Below are 17,225 nucleotides of genomic sequence, written 5' to 3'. Positions count from 1 at the left end.
AGGCGGCCTATTCAGGGCCGCTTTTTTTGTACCTATAAATAATCACACAACAAAAGGAGGAAAATATGCTAGCTAGACTTAAGAAAAAATACATCGGTGACAAGGCGTTTTACAGACGATATATTTTCCTGGCAACACCTATGATTATCCAGAATGCAATTACCAACTTCGTAAGTTTCTTGGATAATATCATGGTTGGACAATTGGGGCAGGAAGCAATATCTGCTGTCGCAACAGTCAATCAGTTAAACTTTGTTTTTTCACTGGCAGTTTTTGGTGCAGCTTCTGCAGGAAGCATCTACGGAGCCCAGTACTTTGGTAAGGGCGACCACAAAGGTCATATGTACACCTTCCGATTCAAGCTCTACACAACATTGCTTGTAACTATACTAGGTATTTTGATGTTTAAGGTTTGGGGAAGCCAGCTTATTTCCCTTTTCCTTACAGAAAGCGAAGGTGCATCTCCAGAGCTTGCGCTTTCACTTGGACTTAAATACTTAAGTATTATTTTGATTGGTTTGATACCTTTCGCTGTAAACCAAGCATACGCTACCAATATCAAAGAAACTGGTCAGACGGTAGTTCCAATGGTTGCAGGTATGGTTGCAGTAGCTACAAATGCGATTTTGGACTACTGCTTGATTTTCGGATTTGGACCATTCCCTCAGCTTGGTGTAGAAGGCGCCGCAATCGCAACAGTTATTGCAAGATATATTGAAGCAGCCATCGTAATAATTTGGGCTCACACTCACGCAGACAAAAATAAATATCTTGCAGGAGCTTACCTTGGTTTTGGAATTCCAAGAAAGATATTCAACCAGATTCTTATCAAAGGTGCGCCACTTATGCTTAACGAGGTACTTTGGGCAGCAGGCGTTAGCGCTGTAACACAGAGTTACTCAATACGTGGAATGAACGTACTTACTGCACTTAGTATTTCAAATACAGTAGGAAACCTGTTTAATATTGTATTCATCCAGCTTGGTGCATGTATCAGCATTATTGTTGGACAGTACCTTGGCGCAGGTGAGCTTGAGGAAGCAAAGGATGCAGATAATAAGATGATTGCCTTCAGCGTATTCTGCTGTACTATCATGGCAGTTATCATGTTTGCATTTGGAGGATTGTTCCCTCACATTTACAATGTCACACCAGAAATCAGAGCACTTGCTACAAAATTCATTGCTGTAGCTGCTCTATGGATGCCATTCTGTTCATTTAGCCATTGCTCGTACTTTACACTTCGTTCAGGTGGCAAGACACTTGTAACATTCCTTTTCGACTCAGTGTTTACATGGGTTGTTATGGCTCCACTTGCATTTGTATTGGCTCATTTTACTAGCCTTGGAATCGTTTCGGTATACTTCTTTGTACAGGGAACAGAAATCATCAAAAATATCATGGGATATTTCATGGTAAAGAGCAATGTATGGCTCCAGCAGATAGTATAGTTCCTTGACACAATTGAGGAAACTAGACTATAATCAAGTAGTTTGACAATAATTAAAATGTTTTTAAATAGATAAGGAGAAATTATGGCAGAGCAGGATATTAATCAGTTACTTCAGGTTCGCCGTGAAAAGCTTTCTGCACTTCAGGAAGCTGGCAAGGATCCATTCCAGATCACAAAATTCGATCAGACTCATCACAGCGATGAAGTTCGCGCTCTTTACGAGGAGCATGAGGCAAAGCTTTTAGCAGGTCGTCCAGCTGTTAACACAGATGGAATGGATGAGGAGGCTGCAAAGCAGGCCATTAATGATGATTACAACGAGCGTCGTGCTATCATGGATGCAGATCCAATCCACGTTAGCATTGCAGGTCGTATGATGTTCAAGCGTGTTATGGGTAAGGCAAGCTTCTGCAATATCCAGGACTTACAGAACAGCATTCAGGTTTATGTTGCTCGTGATGCAATCGGCGAAGATACATATGCAGATTTCAAGAAGTCAGATATCGGTGATATCTACGGTGTAAAGGGATATGCATTCAGAACAAAGACAGGTGAGATTTCTATCCATGCTGAGGAGATGACTCTTCTTTCAAAGTCACTCCAGATTCTTCCAGAGAAGTTCCACGGTCTTACAGATACAGACACACGTTATCGTCAGCGTTATGTTGACCTTATCATGAACAAGGATTCAAAGGATGTATTTATTAAGCGTTCACTTATGATGCGTGAAATCCGTAACTTCCTTGCAAACCGTGATTTCATGGAAGTTGAGACACCTATGCTTGTTGAAAACGCAGGTGGTGCAGCAGCTCGTCCATTCTTTACACACTACAATGCACTTGGCGAGGAGCGTAAGCTTCGTATCTCTCTTGAGCTTTACCTTAAGAGACTTATCGTTGGTGGTCTTGAGCGTGTATTTGAGATTGGCCGTGTATTTAGAAACGAGGGTGTTGATGCTCGTCACAACCCAGAGTTCACTCTTATGGAGCTTTACCAGGCATACACAGATTATGAAGGTATGATGGAGCTCACAGAGAGCATGTTCAGATACCTTGCTGAAAAGGTTGTTGGTTCTACAAAGATTTCTTACAACGGAGTAGAAATCGACCTTGGCAAGCCATTCGAAAGACTTACAATGACAGATGCTGTTAAGAAGTACGCAGGCATCGATTTTGATACAGTTGCAGACGATGAGGCTGCAAAGGCACTTGCTCGTGAGAAGGGTATCGAGTTTGAGGATCGTCACAAGAAGGGAGATATCCTTAATCTCTTCTTCGAGGAGTTCTGCGAGGAGAATCTTATCCAGCCTACATTTATTATGGATCATCCAATCGAGATTTCTCCACTTACAAAGAAGAAGCCATCTGACCCTACAAAGGTAGAGCGTTTCGAGCTCTTCATCAACGGATGGGAGATGTGTAACGCATACTCAGAGCTTAACGATCCAATCGATCAGCGTGAGCGTTTCGCAGCACAGGATGCAAATGCAGAAGCTGGTGATGACGAAGCTGAGCACACAGATGAGGACTTCCTTAACGCACTTGAAATTGGTATGCCACCTACAGGCGGTATTGGATACGGTCTCGACAGACTTTGCATGCTTCTTACAGATAGCGCTGCAATCCGTGACGTATTATTATTCCCGACTATGAAGTCACTTAACCCTGCAAAGCCACAGGCAGCAGGAACTGATAATGGATTCTTTGCTCCAAATTCTAGCATCGATTTTTCAAACGTAAAGATTGAGCCACTTTTCGAGGAGCAGGTTGATTTCGAGACATTCTCAAAGAGTGATTTCAGAGCAGTAAAGGTAAAGGCTTGCCAGGCAGTACCAAAGTCAAAGAAGCTTCTTCAGTTCACACTTGATGATGGTACAGGCACAGATCGTACAATCCTTTCTGGAATTCATGCATTCTATGAACCAGAGGAGCTTGTTGGTAAGACACTTGTAGCAATTACAAATCTTCCACCTAGAGCAATGATGGGCATCGAATCATGCGGTATGCTTCTTAGTGCTGTTAACAACCTTAAGGACAGCGAAGATGAGGAGCTTCATCTTCTCATGATTGATAACCACATCCCAGCTGGTGCTAAGTTATACTAAAATAAATTTTCAAAACCTTCTTGGATAGAAATATCCAGGGAGGTTTTTTTGTTGCATGAAATTTTAGTGTTTAAAGTTCTAAAGTTTAAAGTGCTAATGCATTGTATTTTCTGTGTTTAAGGGCCCTAAAAACATTGAGAATCATGGTATAATCGAGGACGCTGCGTGTATAAGAAAATTAAATACAGAATATATTTTATAAAGGAAGTAGTAATGAAAGAAGAAAAGAAATTAGGGCTCATGGCCCTCATACTGATGATCTTTACATCAGTATACGGATTTAACAATATCCCACGTTCATATTACTTAATGGGATATGCAGCAATTCCTTGGTTTGTAATTGCTGGTATTTTATTCTTTATACCATTTGCATTTATGGTAGCAGAATTTGGTTCTGCATTTAAGGATGAGACAGGTGGTATGTATTCTTGGATGTGCAAGTCAGTAGGTCCTAAGTATGCATTCATCGGAACATTCATGTGGTACACATCATATGTACTTTGGATGGTAAATGTTTCATCAGGTATCTGGGTACCTGTATCAAACCTTATTTTTGGTGAGGATTGCACATCAAGCTGGTCTCTCTTTGGTTCAGAAATCCTTTCTGGCTCAAGACTTCTTGGTATCATGGCAATCATCTTCTTTATCTTTATCACATACTTTGATTCAAAGGGTATTGATAAGATTAGCAAGGTTACATCAATCGGTGGTACAGCAGTTCTTGTAATCAACATCATGGTAGTAGTTGGTTCAATCGTTATGATTATCGCTCGTCGTGGACAGCTTGAGCAGCCATTCCTTGGCACAGAGTCATTGATGGTTCCTCTTAATGCAGCATACCAGGGCAGCCCAATCATGATTTTATCATTTATTGTATATGCACTTTTCGCTTACGGCGGAATCGAAGCAGTTGGTGGTCTTGTTGATAAGACAGAGAACCCTAAGAAGAACTTCCCTAAGGGAATCGTTACAGCAGCTATGGTAATCGTAGTTGGTTATGCTCTTCTTATCATGCTTGTAGGTTCATTTACAAACTACAGCGAAATCCTTGGCTCAGACAACATTACACTTGGAAACGTTTCATATGTAATCATGTCAAACTTTGCAGCAGCATTTGGTAAGGCTTTTGGCGCTTCAGCAGCTACACAGGTAGCTCTTGCTCACGGATTCGCTAGAGTATATGCACTTATTATGCTTCTTGCACTTATGGGTGCTATGTTTACACTTGTTTATTCACCACTTAAGCAGATTATCGACGGAACTCCAAAGGAGCTTTGGCCAGGTAAGATGGGTGAAATCGCAGAGGATGGTATGCCAAAGAACGCTATGTGGATTCAGTGTGCAATTGTTTGCATCATGGTTCTTTTAGTTTCATTTGGTGGAGATACAATGCAGCAGTTCTTCGTTATCCTTACAGCAATGGTAAATGTTGGTATGACAGTACCATACATGTTTATTTCATTTGCATTCCCTAAGTTTAAGAAGATGAAGAACATCGACAGAAGCTTCGAAGTATTCAAGACACAGAAGTCTGCAAATATCTGGGGCTATGTTGTAACACTTACATTGTTCTTTGCAAATGCATTTGCAATTGTTCAGCCAGCTCTTGATGGCGATTGGAAGACAACATTCTGGTCATTAAGTGGTCCAGTAATCTTCGGATTAGCTGCATGGATTATTTACACACGTTACGAAAAGAGATTAGCAGCAGGTGATTTCAATAAAGAAAATACATCTGATGTTGATGAAAACGTTGTAACAGAATAATAAATTTGAGCTATAATACCTTCTTGGAATGATATTTCAAGAAGGTATTTTTTATTGTTATAAATAGCTAATGATGAACATTTATACTAAAAAAGCGTAACAATCTGTGAACCTTGTTGAAAATAAATAAAAATCAATATATTCTCTTAGTTATAAGGGATAGGAGGACTTTTTATGGATATAAAAGAAAGACATATATACGAAAGTAATAAGCTAGGATTCAAGTTGGCTTGTATTATCCAGGTATTCGAATTAGCAGCTACAATCCTATATAGCGCTCAGCGAGTAGGATTTTCATTTATAAATACAACGACTATGTCTATACTGCAGATAATTGTGTTCATATTCTCAATTTATGCATACCTCCGATACAGTCGCAGAACAAGAGGCAGATATTTGATGATAGGCTCAATGCTCATTGGATACGCTGTATTGATGGCAGGATGTGTTCATGTCACATACATGTGGGCATTTGGACCAGCATTTATTATTCTTTCGCTTTTATTCAACGATGTTAAATTGACAATAGCTACATCTATAATTACAGCTGTTATTAATCTATTGTATATTCCATTGTTTTACATGTTCTCAGTTGAGGTTGCAGACAGACATTTTGCAGTTATGACTGATAGCATATTTATGGTTTTACTTTCTCTTATGGGCATCTTCTATGTACGCCTTAATTCACTTCAGAACAAAGAAACAATGGATGAAATCGAAGAGAATGTAAGACTTCAAGAAGAAAGTTCTGAGGTTATTAAAAATACAGGTATTACTATTGCTAAGAAGCTTGAGGATGCAAACGATGCAATGGAGGCATTGGCGTCAAAGGTTAGCTCCAGCGCAGAGGCTGCGCAGCAGATTAGTGAGTCTGTAAACCTTACAGCAGAGGCAATCCAGACTCAAACAGAAATGAATTCAAACATTACAGATTCCCTTGAAGAGATTGCCCATCAGGCTAGAGCGATGAGAAAGAACTCAGATGATGTATCAGAGAACATCAGCGATGGTAATGCACTTATTGAAGAGCTTCGTGCTAAATCAGACGAGGCATCTACAATCAATGCAGAGACTGCCACAATGACAAGCGAGCTTCAGGAATCAGCCGTAACTGTAAAAGATATCGTTGGTACAATTCTTGATATATCTGGCCAGACAAACCTTTTGGCTCTCAACGCTTCGATTGAGGCTGCCAGAGCAGGTGAAGCTGGTAAAGGATTTGCAGTAGTAGCTGATGAAATCCGTGCCCTTTCAGAGCATACCAAAGAATCTGCAGAGCAGATTTCATCAACAATTGACGAGTTAATTCAGCGTGTAAATACAGCATCTACAAACATGCAAAAGAGTGTGGAATCAGCAAATCAGCAGGGCGAAATGATTGCAGAAACTGGAGAGAAATTCGAAATCATCCTTGAGAAAATCACAGATCTTGCTCGCCGCGTAGCGATGATTTCAGATAATGTAGATGGCTGTGTAGATGCCAACAGCAAAGTAATGGATGCTATCAGCAACCTATCTGCAACATCACAGGAAGTTGCAGCATCATCAGAATCTAGCATCACCCTTAATCAAGACTGTGAAGCTGACATGGAAAGCACCAAAGAAATCCTCCATGACATCCTCACAATCTCTCGAAGCAGCATGAATTAGAGGAATGAATGAGTATAGATAAAAATGAGAGACTAACATTTGTTTAGTCTCTTATTTTTTGCATGGACATTGGTTGAAAAGAGGCATATAATACAAAGTAATTTAACGATTTAAAGCGACAGAGAGGGTGAGAAGAATGGTTATTTCGAAGAACATGGAAGCGCTTGTAGCAGGCAGTTCTACAATCAGAAAATTATTTGAAGAGGGGTTACAGCTTGCAGCTGAGGTTGGTGCAGAGAATGTGTATGATTTCAGCTTGGGCAATCCTGCAGCGCCAGTACCTGCAAAGGTTACACAGGCAATTAAGGATATTTTAGCAGAGAATCCTGATGCATATGTTCATGGATATATGAAGAATGCAGGATTTGATGAGGTTAGATCAAATGTTGCAAACAGCTTGAATAAAAAGTTTGATATGGGCTATGGACCAGAAGATATCGTTATGACGGTAGGTGCGGCAGGGGCCATGAATTGCGTGTTTAGAGCGCTTTTAGGGTACGAGGATGAAGTAATTGCATTCGCTCCTTATTTTGGTGAATATAGAAGCTATGTGGCAAACTATGGCGGTATTCTAAAGGTAGTGCCAGCAAAGCTTGACGATTTCGATTTGAATTTGGATGAGCTTGATGCGCTTATCAACGAAAAGACAAAGTGCGTCATTGTAAATAATCCAAATAATCCATCAGGAAAGGTTTACCCTGCATCTACTCTTCAGAAGCTTGCAGAGCTTTTGGAGAAGGCAGAAAAGAGAGTAGGCCATCCAATTTATGTTATTGCAGATGAGCCATACAGAGAGCTTGTTTACGATGGAGATGAGGTGCCTTACATTCCTTCTATCATCAAAAACAGCATTTACATGTACTCATTCAGCAAGACACTTTCCCTTCCAGGAGAGCGAATTGGCTACATGGCTCTTTCTAAGAGAATGGATTACTACGAGGAAATGATTGGTGCCATGGTTGTAGCCAATAGATGCTTGGGATATATTAACGCCCCATCTCTATTCCAGCTTGTAGTATCAAGATGCCTTGATGTAGACGTAGATTTGGAATTCTACGACAAGAATAGAAAGCTTTTATATAGCAAGCTTACAGATCTTGGCTTTGAAGTTGTTAAGCCTCAGGGAGCATTTTATCTACTTGTAAAATCCCCATATGAAAACGAGGAAGAGTTTGTAAAGGCAGCAAAGAAAAACCATATTATTCTGGTTTCTACAAAGACATTTGGCTGTCCGGGATATGTACGTATTGCATATTGTGTGGATTACAAAATGATAGAACGCTCTTTGCCAGCCTTTGAACAACTGGCAAAGGATTGCGGTCTTTAGTCGATAGATTTGAAATGCTCGTTAATCTTTTTGTAGAGCATATCAATTGAAGACGAAATAGTATTGCGCTTCCAAGCGATAGAAATTGGAAGATGATCGTTAAGATTAAAATAATGGATTCCCGGGTGGTGGATTCCCTGGTACCAACCGTCCAGAACCGCCACTCCCAGTCCATTTTCTACAGAGGCAAACACAGTATTGATGTTTGGCACTGCAGTGAATCTTGGAACAAAACCATAAGGTCTAAATAATAATTCAATGTCCTGACACAGCTCGCCGACACGTGGATCGTCAATCATATAGAAAGTATATGATGCGAAATCGGCAGCTGTTTTTATTTTGTCAAAATCTGGTAAAAGCTCAGAGTATACAACGATACGAGGTATGCTTGTGAACTTGTATCTAACCAAATCAGCTCTTCCCTCAACATAATCCGATGAAGTAATAATTGCATCTAAATGCTTGTCCTCAAGAGCCTGGAGAAGGTCTCTAAAGCCAAGACATTCAAATGAAATCATGAAGTCTGGATCCTCACTACGGCATTCATTAACAACCTTTGGAAGAAAGCTTGAAACATTCCAGCCGATATTGTATCCCAAGCGGATATGGTTGGTAGTGTTGGCAAGCATCTTGCGGATGTTGTGTAGCTCAGCGAAATAGCGCTGGAAGAAATTGAAATAAAGTGTGCCTTCATCGGACAGAGAAATGTGTCTGCTGTTTTCTCTGATGAAAAGATTCACTCCAAGCTCTTCTTCCAAGGCAGAAATATATCTGCTGACAGCTGGCTGAGGAAGATATAAATTTTGAGCAGCTTTTGTAAAGCTTAAATGTTTTGCTGTTTGTAAAAAACATTCTATCTGTTTATCATTCATGCCCCCTATTATAGCAAAAAAATAACAGCTGTCACGTGGGCAACTGTTATTTATATATGGAGAATTTAAAATTAGTAGAAATAACCTATACTAAACATTTAAGGATATAAACGCCATCATGCATAGCATTCATGTAGATATATCCTCTATCATCAACAACCAAATCCTCAGCTGTTCCAAGAGGCTTGTTAGGCATCTTCACATCGAAGCAAAGCTTCTCTGGGTTTGGTGGGATGAAGTAAGCAATTTCCTTTGGTACGTATGGATCAGAGATATCGTATACACGAAGTCCTGCATGGAAATAACAGTCATAAGCTCTGTCACTTCTATCCTCAAGCCAAGGCTTACCAGTCATTGGCTCATGAAGGTTGTGTGGACCAAAGGATGTAGGATAACCGTATCCTAAATCATTAAAGTTTTTATATGGGAAGTCCTCTGGAACCTCAGGATAAGGAAGTACTGAAATAAGTACTGGATCCTCAGGATCAGAGATATCAAACATCTCAATACCGCACATAGCCTGTACGCCGAACTTATCAAAATCATTTTTGTTATAAGTCCACTGACGCTCACCTTCCTGCATACCAATAGCATATTTTGTGCCATGGATTGGCATGAATGTGTGGCAAAGTGCACCGCCAAACTTTGTAGCGAAAGGTGGAGTCATTTTTGCTTCACCGATTACCTGTGGCCATTCTGGATTTGAAACATCAAGAATCTTGAATCCGGCACCAGCGCAGCTAAGATAAGCTGTATCGCCATCAACATATGGGAAGTGAACGAAACCAGGGTATGTATTGTAGCCCTGCCATCCATTCCATTCTTTTTCTCTAGTCTTCTTGGTCTGATTTCCATAGAACTGACCAGGATTCCACCAACGTCCAACCTCATGTGGATTTGTTGGGTCTGAAATATCTACGATTCTGTAGATGAAATCCTTAAATCCAACTGCAGTAGCAGAAAGATGTAAATATTTGCCACCGTTATATGTGAAACGATGAACACCGGCACCTGGGTTGCCTTCATCACCTGTTGACCAGAATGAAAGCTTCTTAGGATGCTCTGGGTCTTCCTTAAGAGAGAAGATATGTACTCCGCCTGGAGCTGGAGTGTACTTCTCTGGAGCAGGTCCATGAAGGAACTCAAGACAGTTACCATTTGAAACAATCATGAGATCATCTGCAATCTGAACCTTTGGTGTAGACATGTAAGGGTAAACCTCTGGATCCATAACAGGCATGTACTGTACATGACGAGGATTTGCAGGGTCTGTTACATCGATAATTTCAACACCATATCCGTAGAAGCAGCCGCCGTAAAGATAATACTTGCCGTCAGCTGTTTTATATAACTGTGACTGGAATAAGTAATGATTGTCAGCATCGTGATATGCGACAACTTCCATATTCTTTATATAGCCTTCGTTTCCTGGGCTTTTAGCATAAAACTTTTCGCTCATAAAAACCTCCTTATAAGTGATTGCCTTAATTATAGGTCTCAAATTTTGGCTAAGTCCAATATTAAAAAGTGGTCATCAATAATATCAATTTTGTTATTGAAAAAATTTTCTCACTTAGATCCAAATCTGGATAAAAATTTTCTTTCATTATATGGGTTAAAAATTTAACAGACTTATATCAATTTTGTTATCAATGTCCAACAATATTGATATTTTTTATCAAGAATCTGCGGTGTTATTATCACAAATAGTTAAATATGCACAATAAATGTGCCTAAAAGAGAAGTCCAGTTGGTTAGTATTGTCTAACCGATGTAGAAGGAGGATTGTTATGGCTTACGAGTTTAACTTAATGAGAAGCTTAATCTATGTGGGGTTAGCAAAGGAAGAATATAGACCTAAGCTTGAGCACTGGCTCTACTATCATCATGTGCCAGAAAGCATCAGCAAGTTTTCCCCATATGTAACAAAGTATGCGTTCTACCAGGCATACCCAACACCACCAGAAGGAAAAAGATTTGGTGCAAGAGAGATGCAGCTTACAGAGCATTACTGGTTAGTAAATGAGCATCTTCCAGAGATGGCAAACAACATCTTCTGTGAATATATGCCAATGGATGTACTTCGCTGGCAGGGATGTATTCCTGATGTAGAAAGCGCAACAGTACACGATAATTCAGAGTCTGGCGACGCAGGTCGCGCAGCAGGTGGCGGAGATTTCCCACCATTTATTTTCTCATTCGTTCCAATCAACTGGGAAGAAGATTTCAAGGGAAAAGATAGAACAATGGAAGATGGACCAAACTTCCGTTGGCAGTTCCTTATCAAGTATCCAGAGGAGTGCGGTAAGGAAGAAGGCGAAAGATGGTTCCATGAAGAAGTGGTTCCATTCCTTACAGGATCTGTTCGAGTAAACAGAGTAGTAAGTAGCAAGGTAATCGTAAACTACGGTGCTCCAGAGGCACAGTTCGATAGAGTTGTTGAGGTTTGGTTTGAAGGACCAGAAGAATGGCATGAGCTTTGTGTAAATCTTGCAAAGACACATCTTACAAAGCCAGCTTGGGCACAGCAGGATGAGTTCCCATTCTTAAAGCCACAGCACAATATAGCTTCAGTATTCCTTGGTGACAGATGTACATCTGACAACTTAAGACAGTACAAGGGCTATATCACACTTAGATAAATTCACTTATAGGTTTTAGCGAGGTAGAAAAATGCAACTAATCAAAAATGCATTAGCAATGAACAAAACAAATTTCATTCTCATTGGAGAGGCGGGATGCGGAAAGAGCGAGATAGCTCTTAATCTTGCTGAATACCTTGCTAAAAATACTGATAAGCATGTCCATCTGATTGATATGGACATGACAAAACCTCTATTTAGATCCAGGGATTTGCTAAACAGCGGGAAGCTCTCTGAAGTAAATATCCACTATGAAGAACAATTCTTTGATGCTCCAACAGTAGTAGGAGGAGTCAGAGAGCTTTTAGCAGATCCGGAAAGCATTGTTGTTATGGATGTAGGCGGTGATGATATCGGCGCCAGATCCATAGGAGGATTCATGCTTGGTGTGGACAAAAAATCCTTATGTGTCATGTATGTACTAAATTACTACAGACCATTCTGCCAGGACATTGATCACATTGATCGATTCCTTTCGGAAATTCTCGCAGTTTCCCATTTAACACTTGAGGATATTCACTTTGTGGATAATCCAAATGCAGGCCTGACAACAACCATTGATGAGGTTGTTGATGGCGCAAACAAAATGAATGAAATCATTTCTGAATACAGAGAAATAGAAATGAATGTGGTTCATGAAGGATTACACGAATCTGTTAAAAACAAGCTCCAAAAAGAAAAGATTATGCCTATACACTTGTTCCTAACCTATGAATGGTTAAGAGACTAAGTTTATGGATATAGATATTAGATAAAGGAGGTCTAATAATGGCAAAGTTTAAAGTTAATGTAGTTGCCGAACGTTGCAAAAGCTGTGGTTATTGCATGAAATTCTGTCCAAAGAATGTTCTAGAAGTTGGAACAGAAGTAAATGCAAAAGGCTATGAATATGTAGTGGCTGCAAGACCTGATGACTGTGTAGGTTGTCTGACATGCGGTCGCATTTGTCCTGATGGGGCAATCGAGATTTATAAGGAGGATTAAAAAATGGCTAGAACATTTATGAAGGGCAGCGAGGCTGTAGCTGAAGCAGCAGTACGTGCCGGTTGCCGTTTTTTTGCAGGTTATCCTATCACACCTCAGAACGAAGTCCCAGAGTATTTCTCACGAAGACTTCCAGAAGTTGGTGGAACATTTATACAGGGTGAGTCTGAAGTTGCATCAATCAATATGGTTTACGGTGCAGCATCAGCAGGTGTCAGAGCAATGACATCTTCATCATCACCAGGAATCGCACTTAAGAGTGAGGGTATCTCATATTGTGCATCAGCTCGTATTCCAATTGTGTATACAAACTTCGCAAGAGGGGGCCCTGGAGTAGGTTCAATCCAGCCAGCACAGATGGATTACTTTGAGGCTACAAAGGCAGCTGGTAACGGTGGTTTCCAGATGATGGTACTTGCTCCTTCAACAGTACAGGAAGCTGTAGATCTTACAGTTAAGGCTTTCGAGCTTGCTGATAGAGATAGAAACCCAGTTCACATCCTTGCTGATGGTGTTATCGCAACAATGATGGAGCCAGTTGAGCTTCCAGAGATGATGTCTGAGGAAAAGGTTGCTGAAATCAGAGAGTCAAAGAAGAAGTGGGCTTGCGTAGGACATGAGCTTGATTATGCAAATCGTGCTTGGATCCAGCCAGGTCAGTGGCAGACAACTGTTATGCAGAAGTGTAACGAAGAGGCTGCAGCACTTTATGAGTCATGGAAGAAGAATGACGTAATGGTTGAGGAATACATGGTTGAGGATGCTGAAATTATCCTTACAGCTTATGGTATTTCAGGACGTATTGCTAAGTCTTCTGTAGACATTCTCAGAAAGCAGGGAATCAAGGTTGGACTTATTCGTCCTATCACACTTAACCCATTCCCAACAGAAGCTTTTGAGAAGTTAGATTACTCAAAGGTAAAGGCAATTCTTGATGTTGAGATGTCAATCCCAGCTCAGTATGCAACAGATGTTGAAGCAGTTGTTAGACGTCGTTGCCCAGTTGAGAAGTGCTTATGCTCTGGTGGTAACGTAATGTCAAGAGAGGCCGTGCTTGAGGCTGTAATGAAAATAGCAGGACAGGAGGCTTAACATGGCAGAATTATTATATAGCAGAACAAAAACAATTCAGGAGGACAAGGTTTCAGGATTTTGTCCAGGATGTATGCATTCTTCAGTTATGAAGTTAATCGGAGAAGTTATCGATGAGCTCGGTATCGTTGATAAGACAGCAGCTGTTCTTGGTATTGGTTGCTGTGGTCTTCAGATGGACTACATGGCATACGACAACATCACAGCTCCACACGGTAGAGCATGTGCTGTTGCAACAGGTATGAAGAGAGCAAATCCAGATACTATTTACTATACATATCAGGGTGATGGTGACCTTGCATCAATCGGTCTTGCAGAGACAATGTCTGCAGCAAACCGTGGCGAGAACTTCACAGTTATCTTCGTTAACAACGGAATTTATGGTATGACAGGTGGTCAGCTTGCTCCTACTACACTTTTCGGTATGAAGGCATCAACTGCTCCTAAGGGACGTATCGCTGAAGAGCATGGTTATCCAATGCACGTTTGCGAGACACTTAACCAGCTTACAGCTCCTTACTATCTTGAGAGAACAAGCTGCAACACACCAGCAAATGTATTGAAGACAAAGAAGGCCATCAAGAAGGCATTCCAGTATCAGATGGAAGGCAAGGGCTTCTCACTTGTTGAAATCGTTACAAGCTGCCCAACAAACTGGGGACTTGATTCACTTAAGGCACTTGATTTCCTTGAGGAGAACATGCTTAAGGAATACCCACTTGGTGTCATCAGAGACAAAGGAATGGAGGAGAAATAATGGAAACAAATTTATGTGTAGCCGGATTCGGCGGACAGGGCGTTATGACCCTCGGAAAATTCCTTGCTTCTGCAACATGTGATTCAACAGATAAGAATGTAACATTCTTCCCTTCATACGGCGCAGAGCAGCGTGGTGGTACAGCAAACTGCTACGTAGTTATTTCAGATGAAATGATCGGTGCACCACTTGGTGACACAATGGACGACCTTATCGTTATGAATGGTCCTTCATTAAACAAGTTCATCGGAACACTTAAGCCAGGCGGACGCCTTTTCATCAACAGCTCAATCGTAAAGGACAAGATTGAAAGAACAGATGTTGAAATCGTAGAAGCACCTGTAACAGAGCTTGCTCTTGAAATGGGTAATGCAAAGGTTCTTAACGTAATCATGCTTGGTGTTTACGTAGGTTATACAGAGGTTATCGCTCCAGAAATCGTTTGGGGCACAGTAGAGCACAAGCTTTCTAGCAAGCCAAAGCTTTTACCTCTCAACAAGGCAGCATTTGATAAGGGTCTTGAAATTGGACGTGAGTTCAAGGTTAAGAACGGAAAGAACTAATTAGATTGAAAGGTAAAGCGTATGGTATTTCATAATTTTGATGAGCTTATCGCAAAGGTAAAGGGCAATCCTTCAAGAAAGATTATGGCAGTTGCATGTGCAAATGATGATCACACACTTGAGGCTGTTGTTCATGCCAGACGCGAAGGCATTGTTGAGCCAATTCTTGTTGGCGACAAAGCTATTATCACAGAAATCTTAGCAGAGCTTAAGGAAGAGATTCCTGAGGAGAACATCATCGATGTTCCTGCTGATGATTTACAGAAGGCCTGCGAAACAGCTGTAAAGCTTGTTAGCTCAGGCAAGGCAGATTTCCTTATGAAGGGTAAGGTTGATACAAAAATTATCCTTAAGGAAGTTGTTAATAAGGAATACGGACTTGGTCAGGGAAGACTTATGTCTCACTTCACAATGTTCGAAGTTCCAACTTATCACAAAGTAATTCTTCCAGTTGATGGCGGTATGGTTACATATCCTGACCTTCAGCAGAAGAAGGAGATTATCCAAAACACAGTAGACACACTTGTAGCTATGGGATATGACTGCCCAAAGGTTGGTGTTCTTGCATGTGTTGAGAAGGTTAATCCAAAGATGCCAGAGTCTGTTGATGCAGCAGAGCTTCAGGCAATGAACGAAAGAGGCGAGATTACAAATTGTATCGTAGAAGGACCTATCCAGTACGACTGCGTTATGAGAAAAGACCTTGCTGATTTCAAGGGACTTGAGTCTAGAATCGCTGGCGACCCAGATGTACTTGTTGCTCCAAACATCCATGCTGGAAACATCATGGGAAAGATGTATGCAATAAGCTGTGGTGCAAAGATGGCCGGATTTATCGTAGGTGCAAAGTGCCCAATCGTTATGGTTTCAAGAGGTTCATCGGCTGAGGAGAAATATCTTTCAATAGTTGTTTCTGCAGCAGCTGTTAAATAAGGAGAAAAACATGGCAAATGAAAAAATTCTTGTCATCAATCCAGGTTCTACTTCAACAAAAATTGCTGTTTATCAAGCTGATGAACAGCAGTGGGTTGAAAGTATTGCTCACTCGATGGATGACTTAAAGAACTACCCAACAATCTATGATCAGCTTGATATGAGAAAAGAACTAATCATGGCATGCCTTGCAAAGCATGGCGATAAGCTTGATTCTCTTGGAGCAATCGTAGGTCGTGGTGGAGCACTTCCTCCAGTAAAGACTGGTGCCTATGAAGTAAATGAGAAGATGGTTGATACATTACGTTTCCACCCAGTTGATCAGCATGCTTCAAATCTTGGCGCAGGTATTGCATATAGCCTTGCACAGGAAATCGGCGTAAAGGCTTACATCTACGATGCTATCACAGTTGACGAGATGACAGAGGTAAACAAAATCACAGGACTTAAGGGCGTTAGAGTTCCAGCCAAGGGACACAACTTAAATACTAGAGCAGCAGCCCTCAAGCTTTGTGCAGACAAGGGGATTGACTATAACAAGGTAAACATCATCGTAGCTCACCTTGGTGGAGGTATCACAGTAAACCTTCATTCTAATGGTCAGATTGTAGATTTCTTCAACGATGAAATCGGAACATTTGCACCAGAGCGTGCCGGCGGACTTCCTACATACGCACTTGTAGATTTGTGCTACAGCGGCGAGTACACAAAGGAAGAAATGATGAAGAAGCTCCAGCGTAAGGGTGGTATCGCTTCTTACCTTGGAACAGCAGACATGCGCGAAGTTGAGCAGATGGTTGTTGACGGAAATGAAGAGGCAGCTCTTCTTTTTGAGGCGATGGCTCTCAATACTGCAAAGACAATTGCACGTATCGCTCCATCAGTTGACGGAAAGGTTGACTACATCGTACTTACAGGCGGTCTTGCTTATTCAGATATGTTCGTAGACTCAATCAAAAAGCACGTTGGTTTCGTTGGACCTATCGAAGTAATTCCAGGTGAAAACGAAATGAAGGCTCTTGCTGAAGGCACTCTTCGTGTTATGAGAGGCCAGGAAAAGGCAAGAATTTACGAATAATCT

General features: G+C 41.0%; 15 protein-coding genes. 13 read left to right on the top strand and 2 right to left on the bottom strand.

What is annotated here, in order from left to right; translation table 11 throughout:
* The first annotated feature begins 65 nt into the window (after positions 1-65).
* The 5 genes from T375_RS06825 (at position 66) to T375_RS06805 (ending at position 8,301) form a co-directional block, all read left to right on the top strand.
* Entirely contained in the window at positions 66-1,451 is a 1,386-nt protein-coding gene (locus T375_RS06825; RefSeq protein WP_044936500.1) for an MATE family efflux transporter, read from the top strand.
* Between the two features lie 84 nt (positions 1,452-1,535).
* The gene (gene lysS / locus T375_RS06820) at positions 1,536-3,557 is read left to right on the top strand and encodes a lysine--tRNA ligase (protein WP_044936498.1); all 2,022 of its coding nucleotides are present in this window, start codon (positions 1,536-1,538) and stop codon (positions 3,555-3,557) included.
* A gap of 213 nt (positions 3,558-3,770) precedes the next feature.
* A complete protein-coding gene (gene yjeM, locus T375_RS06815) occupies positions 3,771-5,324 on the top strand; it encodes a glutamate/gamma-aminobutyrate family transporter YjeM (protein ID WP_044936496.1) in 1,554 nt (517 codons plus the stop codon).
* Positions 5,325-5,498: 174 nt separating this feature from the next.
* Complete coding sequence (locus T375_RS06810; protein ID WP_044936494.1) at positions 5,499-6,974, top strand: methyl-accepting chemotaxis protein; 1,476 nt, start codon at positions 5,499-5,501, stop codon at positions 6,972-6,974.
* A gap of 136 nt (positions 6,975-7,110) precedes the next feature.
* Positions 7,111-8,301 carry a pyridoxal phosphate-dependent aminotransferase gene (locus T375_RS06805; RefSeq protein ID WP_044936492.1) on the top strand — a complete coding sequence of 397 codons (1,191 nt, stop codon included), beginning with the start codon at positions 7,111-7,113 and terminating at the stop codon, positions 8,299-8,301.
* Here T375_RS06805 and T375_RS06800 read toward each other — a convergent pair.
* A complete protein-coding gene (locus T375_RS06800) occupies positions 8,298-9,173 on the bottom strand; it encodes a LysR family transcriptional regulator (RefSeq protein ID WP_044936490.1) in 876 nt (291 codons plus the stop codon). The two genes, T375_RS06805 and T375_RS06800, sit on opposite strands and share 4 nt — an antisense overlap.
* Positions 9,174-9,258: 85 nt before the next feature.
* Positions 9,259-10,632 carry an LVIVD repeat-containing protein gene (locus T375_RS06795; RefSeq protein ID WP_044936489.1) on the bottom strand — a complete coding sequence of 458 codons (1,374 nt, stop codon included), beginning with the start codon at positions 10,630-10,632 and terminating at the stop codon, positions 9,259-9,261.
* A gap of 331 nt (positions 10,633-10,963) precedes the next feature.
* Here T375_RS06795 and T375_RS06790 point away from each other — a divergent pair, with 331 nt between their 5' ends.
* From T375_RS06790 to buk, 8 genes are read left to right on the top strand one after another with little or no spacing between them, the layout of a single operon-like run.
* On the top strand, positions 10,964-11,815 hold the full coding sequence (locus tag T375_RS06790) for a hypothetical protein (protein ID WP_044936487.1): 852 nt from the start codon (positions 10,964-10,966) through the stop codon (positions 11,813-11,815).
* 31 nt (positions 11,816-11,846) lie between these two features.
* Positions 11,847-12,545: a nucleotide-binding protein gene (locus T375_RS06785; RefSeq protein WP_044936486.1), complete on the top strand. Its 699-nt coding sequence runs from the start codon at positions 11,847-11,849 to the stop codon at positions 12,543-12,545.
* Positions 12,546-12,583: 38 nt separating this feature from the next.
* The gene (locus tag T375_RS06780; protein ID WP_044936485.1) at positions 12,584-12,799 is read left to right on the top strand and encodes a 4Fe-4S dicluster domain-containing protein; all 216 of its coding nucleotides are present in this window, start codon (positions 12,584-12,586) and stop codon (positions 12,797-12,799) included.
* A gap of 3 nt (positions 12,800-12,802) precedes the next feature.
* Positions 12,803-13,891, top strand: coding sequence for a 3-methyl-2-oxobutanoate dehydrogenase subunit VorB (gene vorB, locus T375_RS06775; RefSeq protein WP_044936484.1), 1,089 nt, complete (start codon positions 12,803-12,805; stop codon positions 13,889-13,891).
* Between the two features lies 1 nt (position 13,892).
* Positions 13,893-14,648 (top strand): thiamine pyrophosphate-dependent enzyme, encoded by a 756-nt coding sequence (locus T375_RS06770; RefSeq protein WP_044936482.1) that lies wholly within the window; start codon positions 13,893-13,895, stop codon positions 14,646-14,648.
* Complete coding sequence (locus tag T375_RS06765; RefSeq protein WP_033152747.1) at positions 14,648-15,211, top strand: 2-oxoacid:acceptor oxidoreductase family protein; 564 nt, start codon at positions 14,648-14,650, stop codon at positions 15,209-15,211. The genes T375_RS06770 and T375_RS06765 overlap by 1 nt, the downstream gene beginning before the upstream one ends.
* 21 nt (positions 15,212-15,232) lie before the next feature.
* Complete coding sequence (locus T375_RS06760; protein ID WP_044936480.1) at positions 15,233-16,144, top strand: phosphate acyltransferase; 912 nt, start codon at positions 15,233-15,235, stop codon at positions 16,142-16,144.
* Positions 16,145-16,154: 10 nt separating this feature from the next.
* Positions 16,155-17,222, top strand: a complete 1,068-nt coding sequence (gene buk, locus T375_RS06755) for a butyrate kinase (RefSeq protein ID WP_044936478.1) — start codon at positions 16,155-16,157, stop codon at positions 17,220-17,222.
* The last annotated feature ends 3 nt before the right edge of the window (positions 17,223-17,225 follow it).

The organism is Pseudobutyrivibrio sp. LB2011 (assembly GCF_000701765.1).
GTDB classification, from domain to species: domain Bacteria; phylum Bacillota; class Clostridia; order Lachnospirales; family Lachnospiraceae; genus Pseudobutyrivibrio; species Pseudobutyrivibrio ruminis.
The sequence above is the reverse complement of the archived record's forward strand: the minus strand, read 5'-3'. Positions and strand labels throughout refer to the sequence as shown.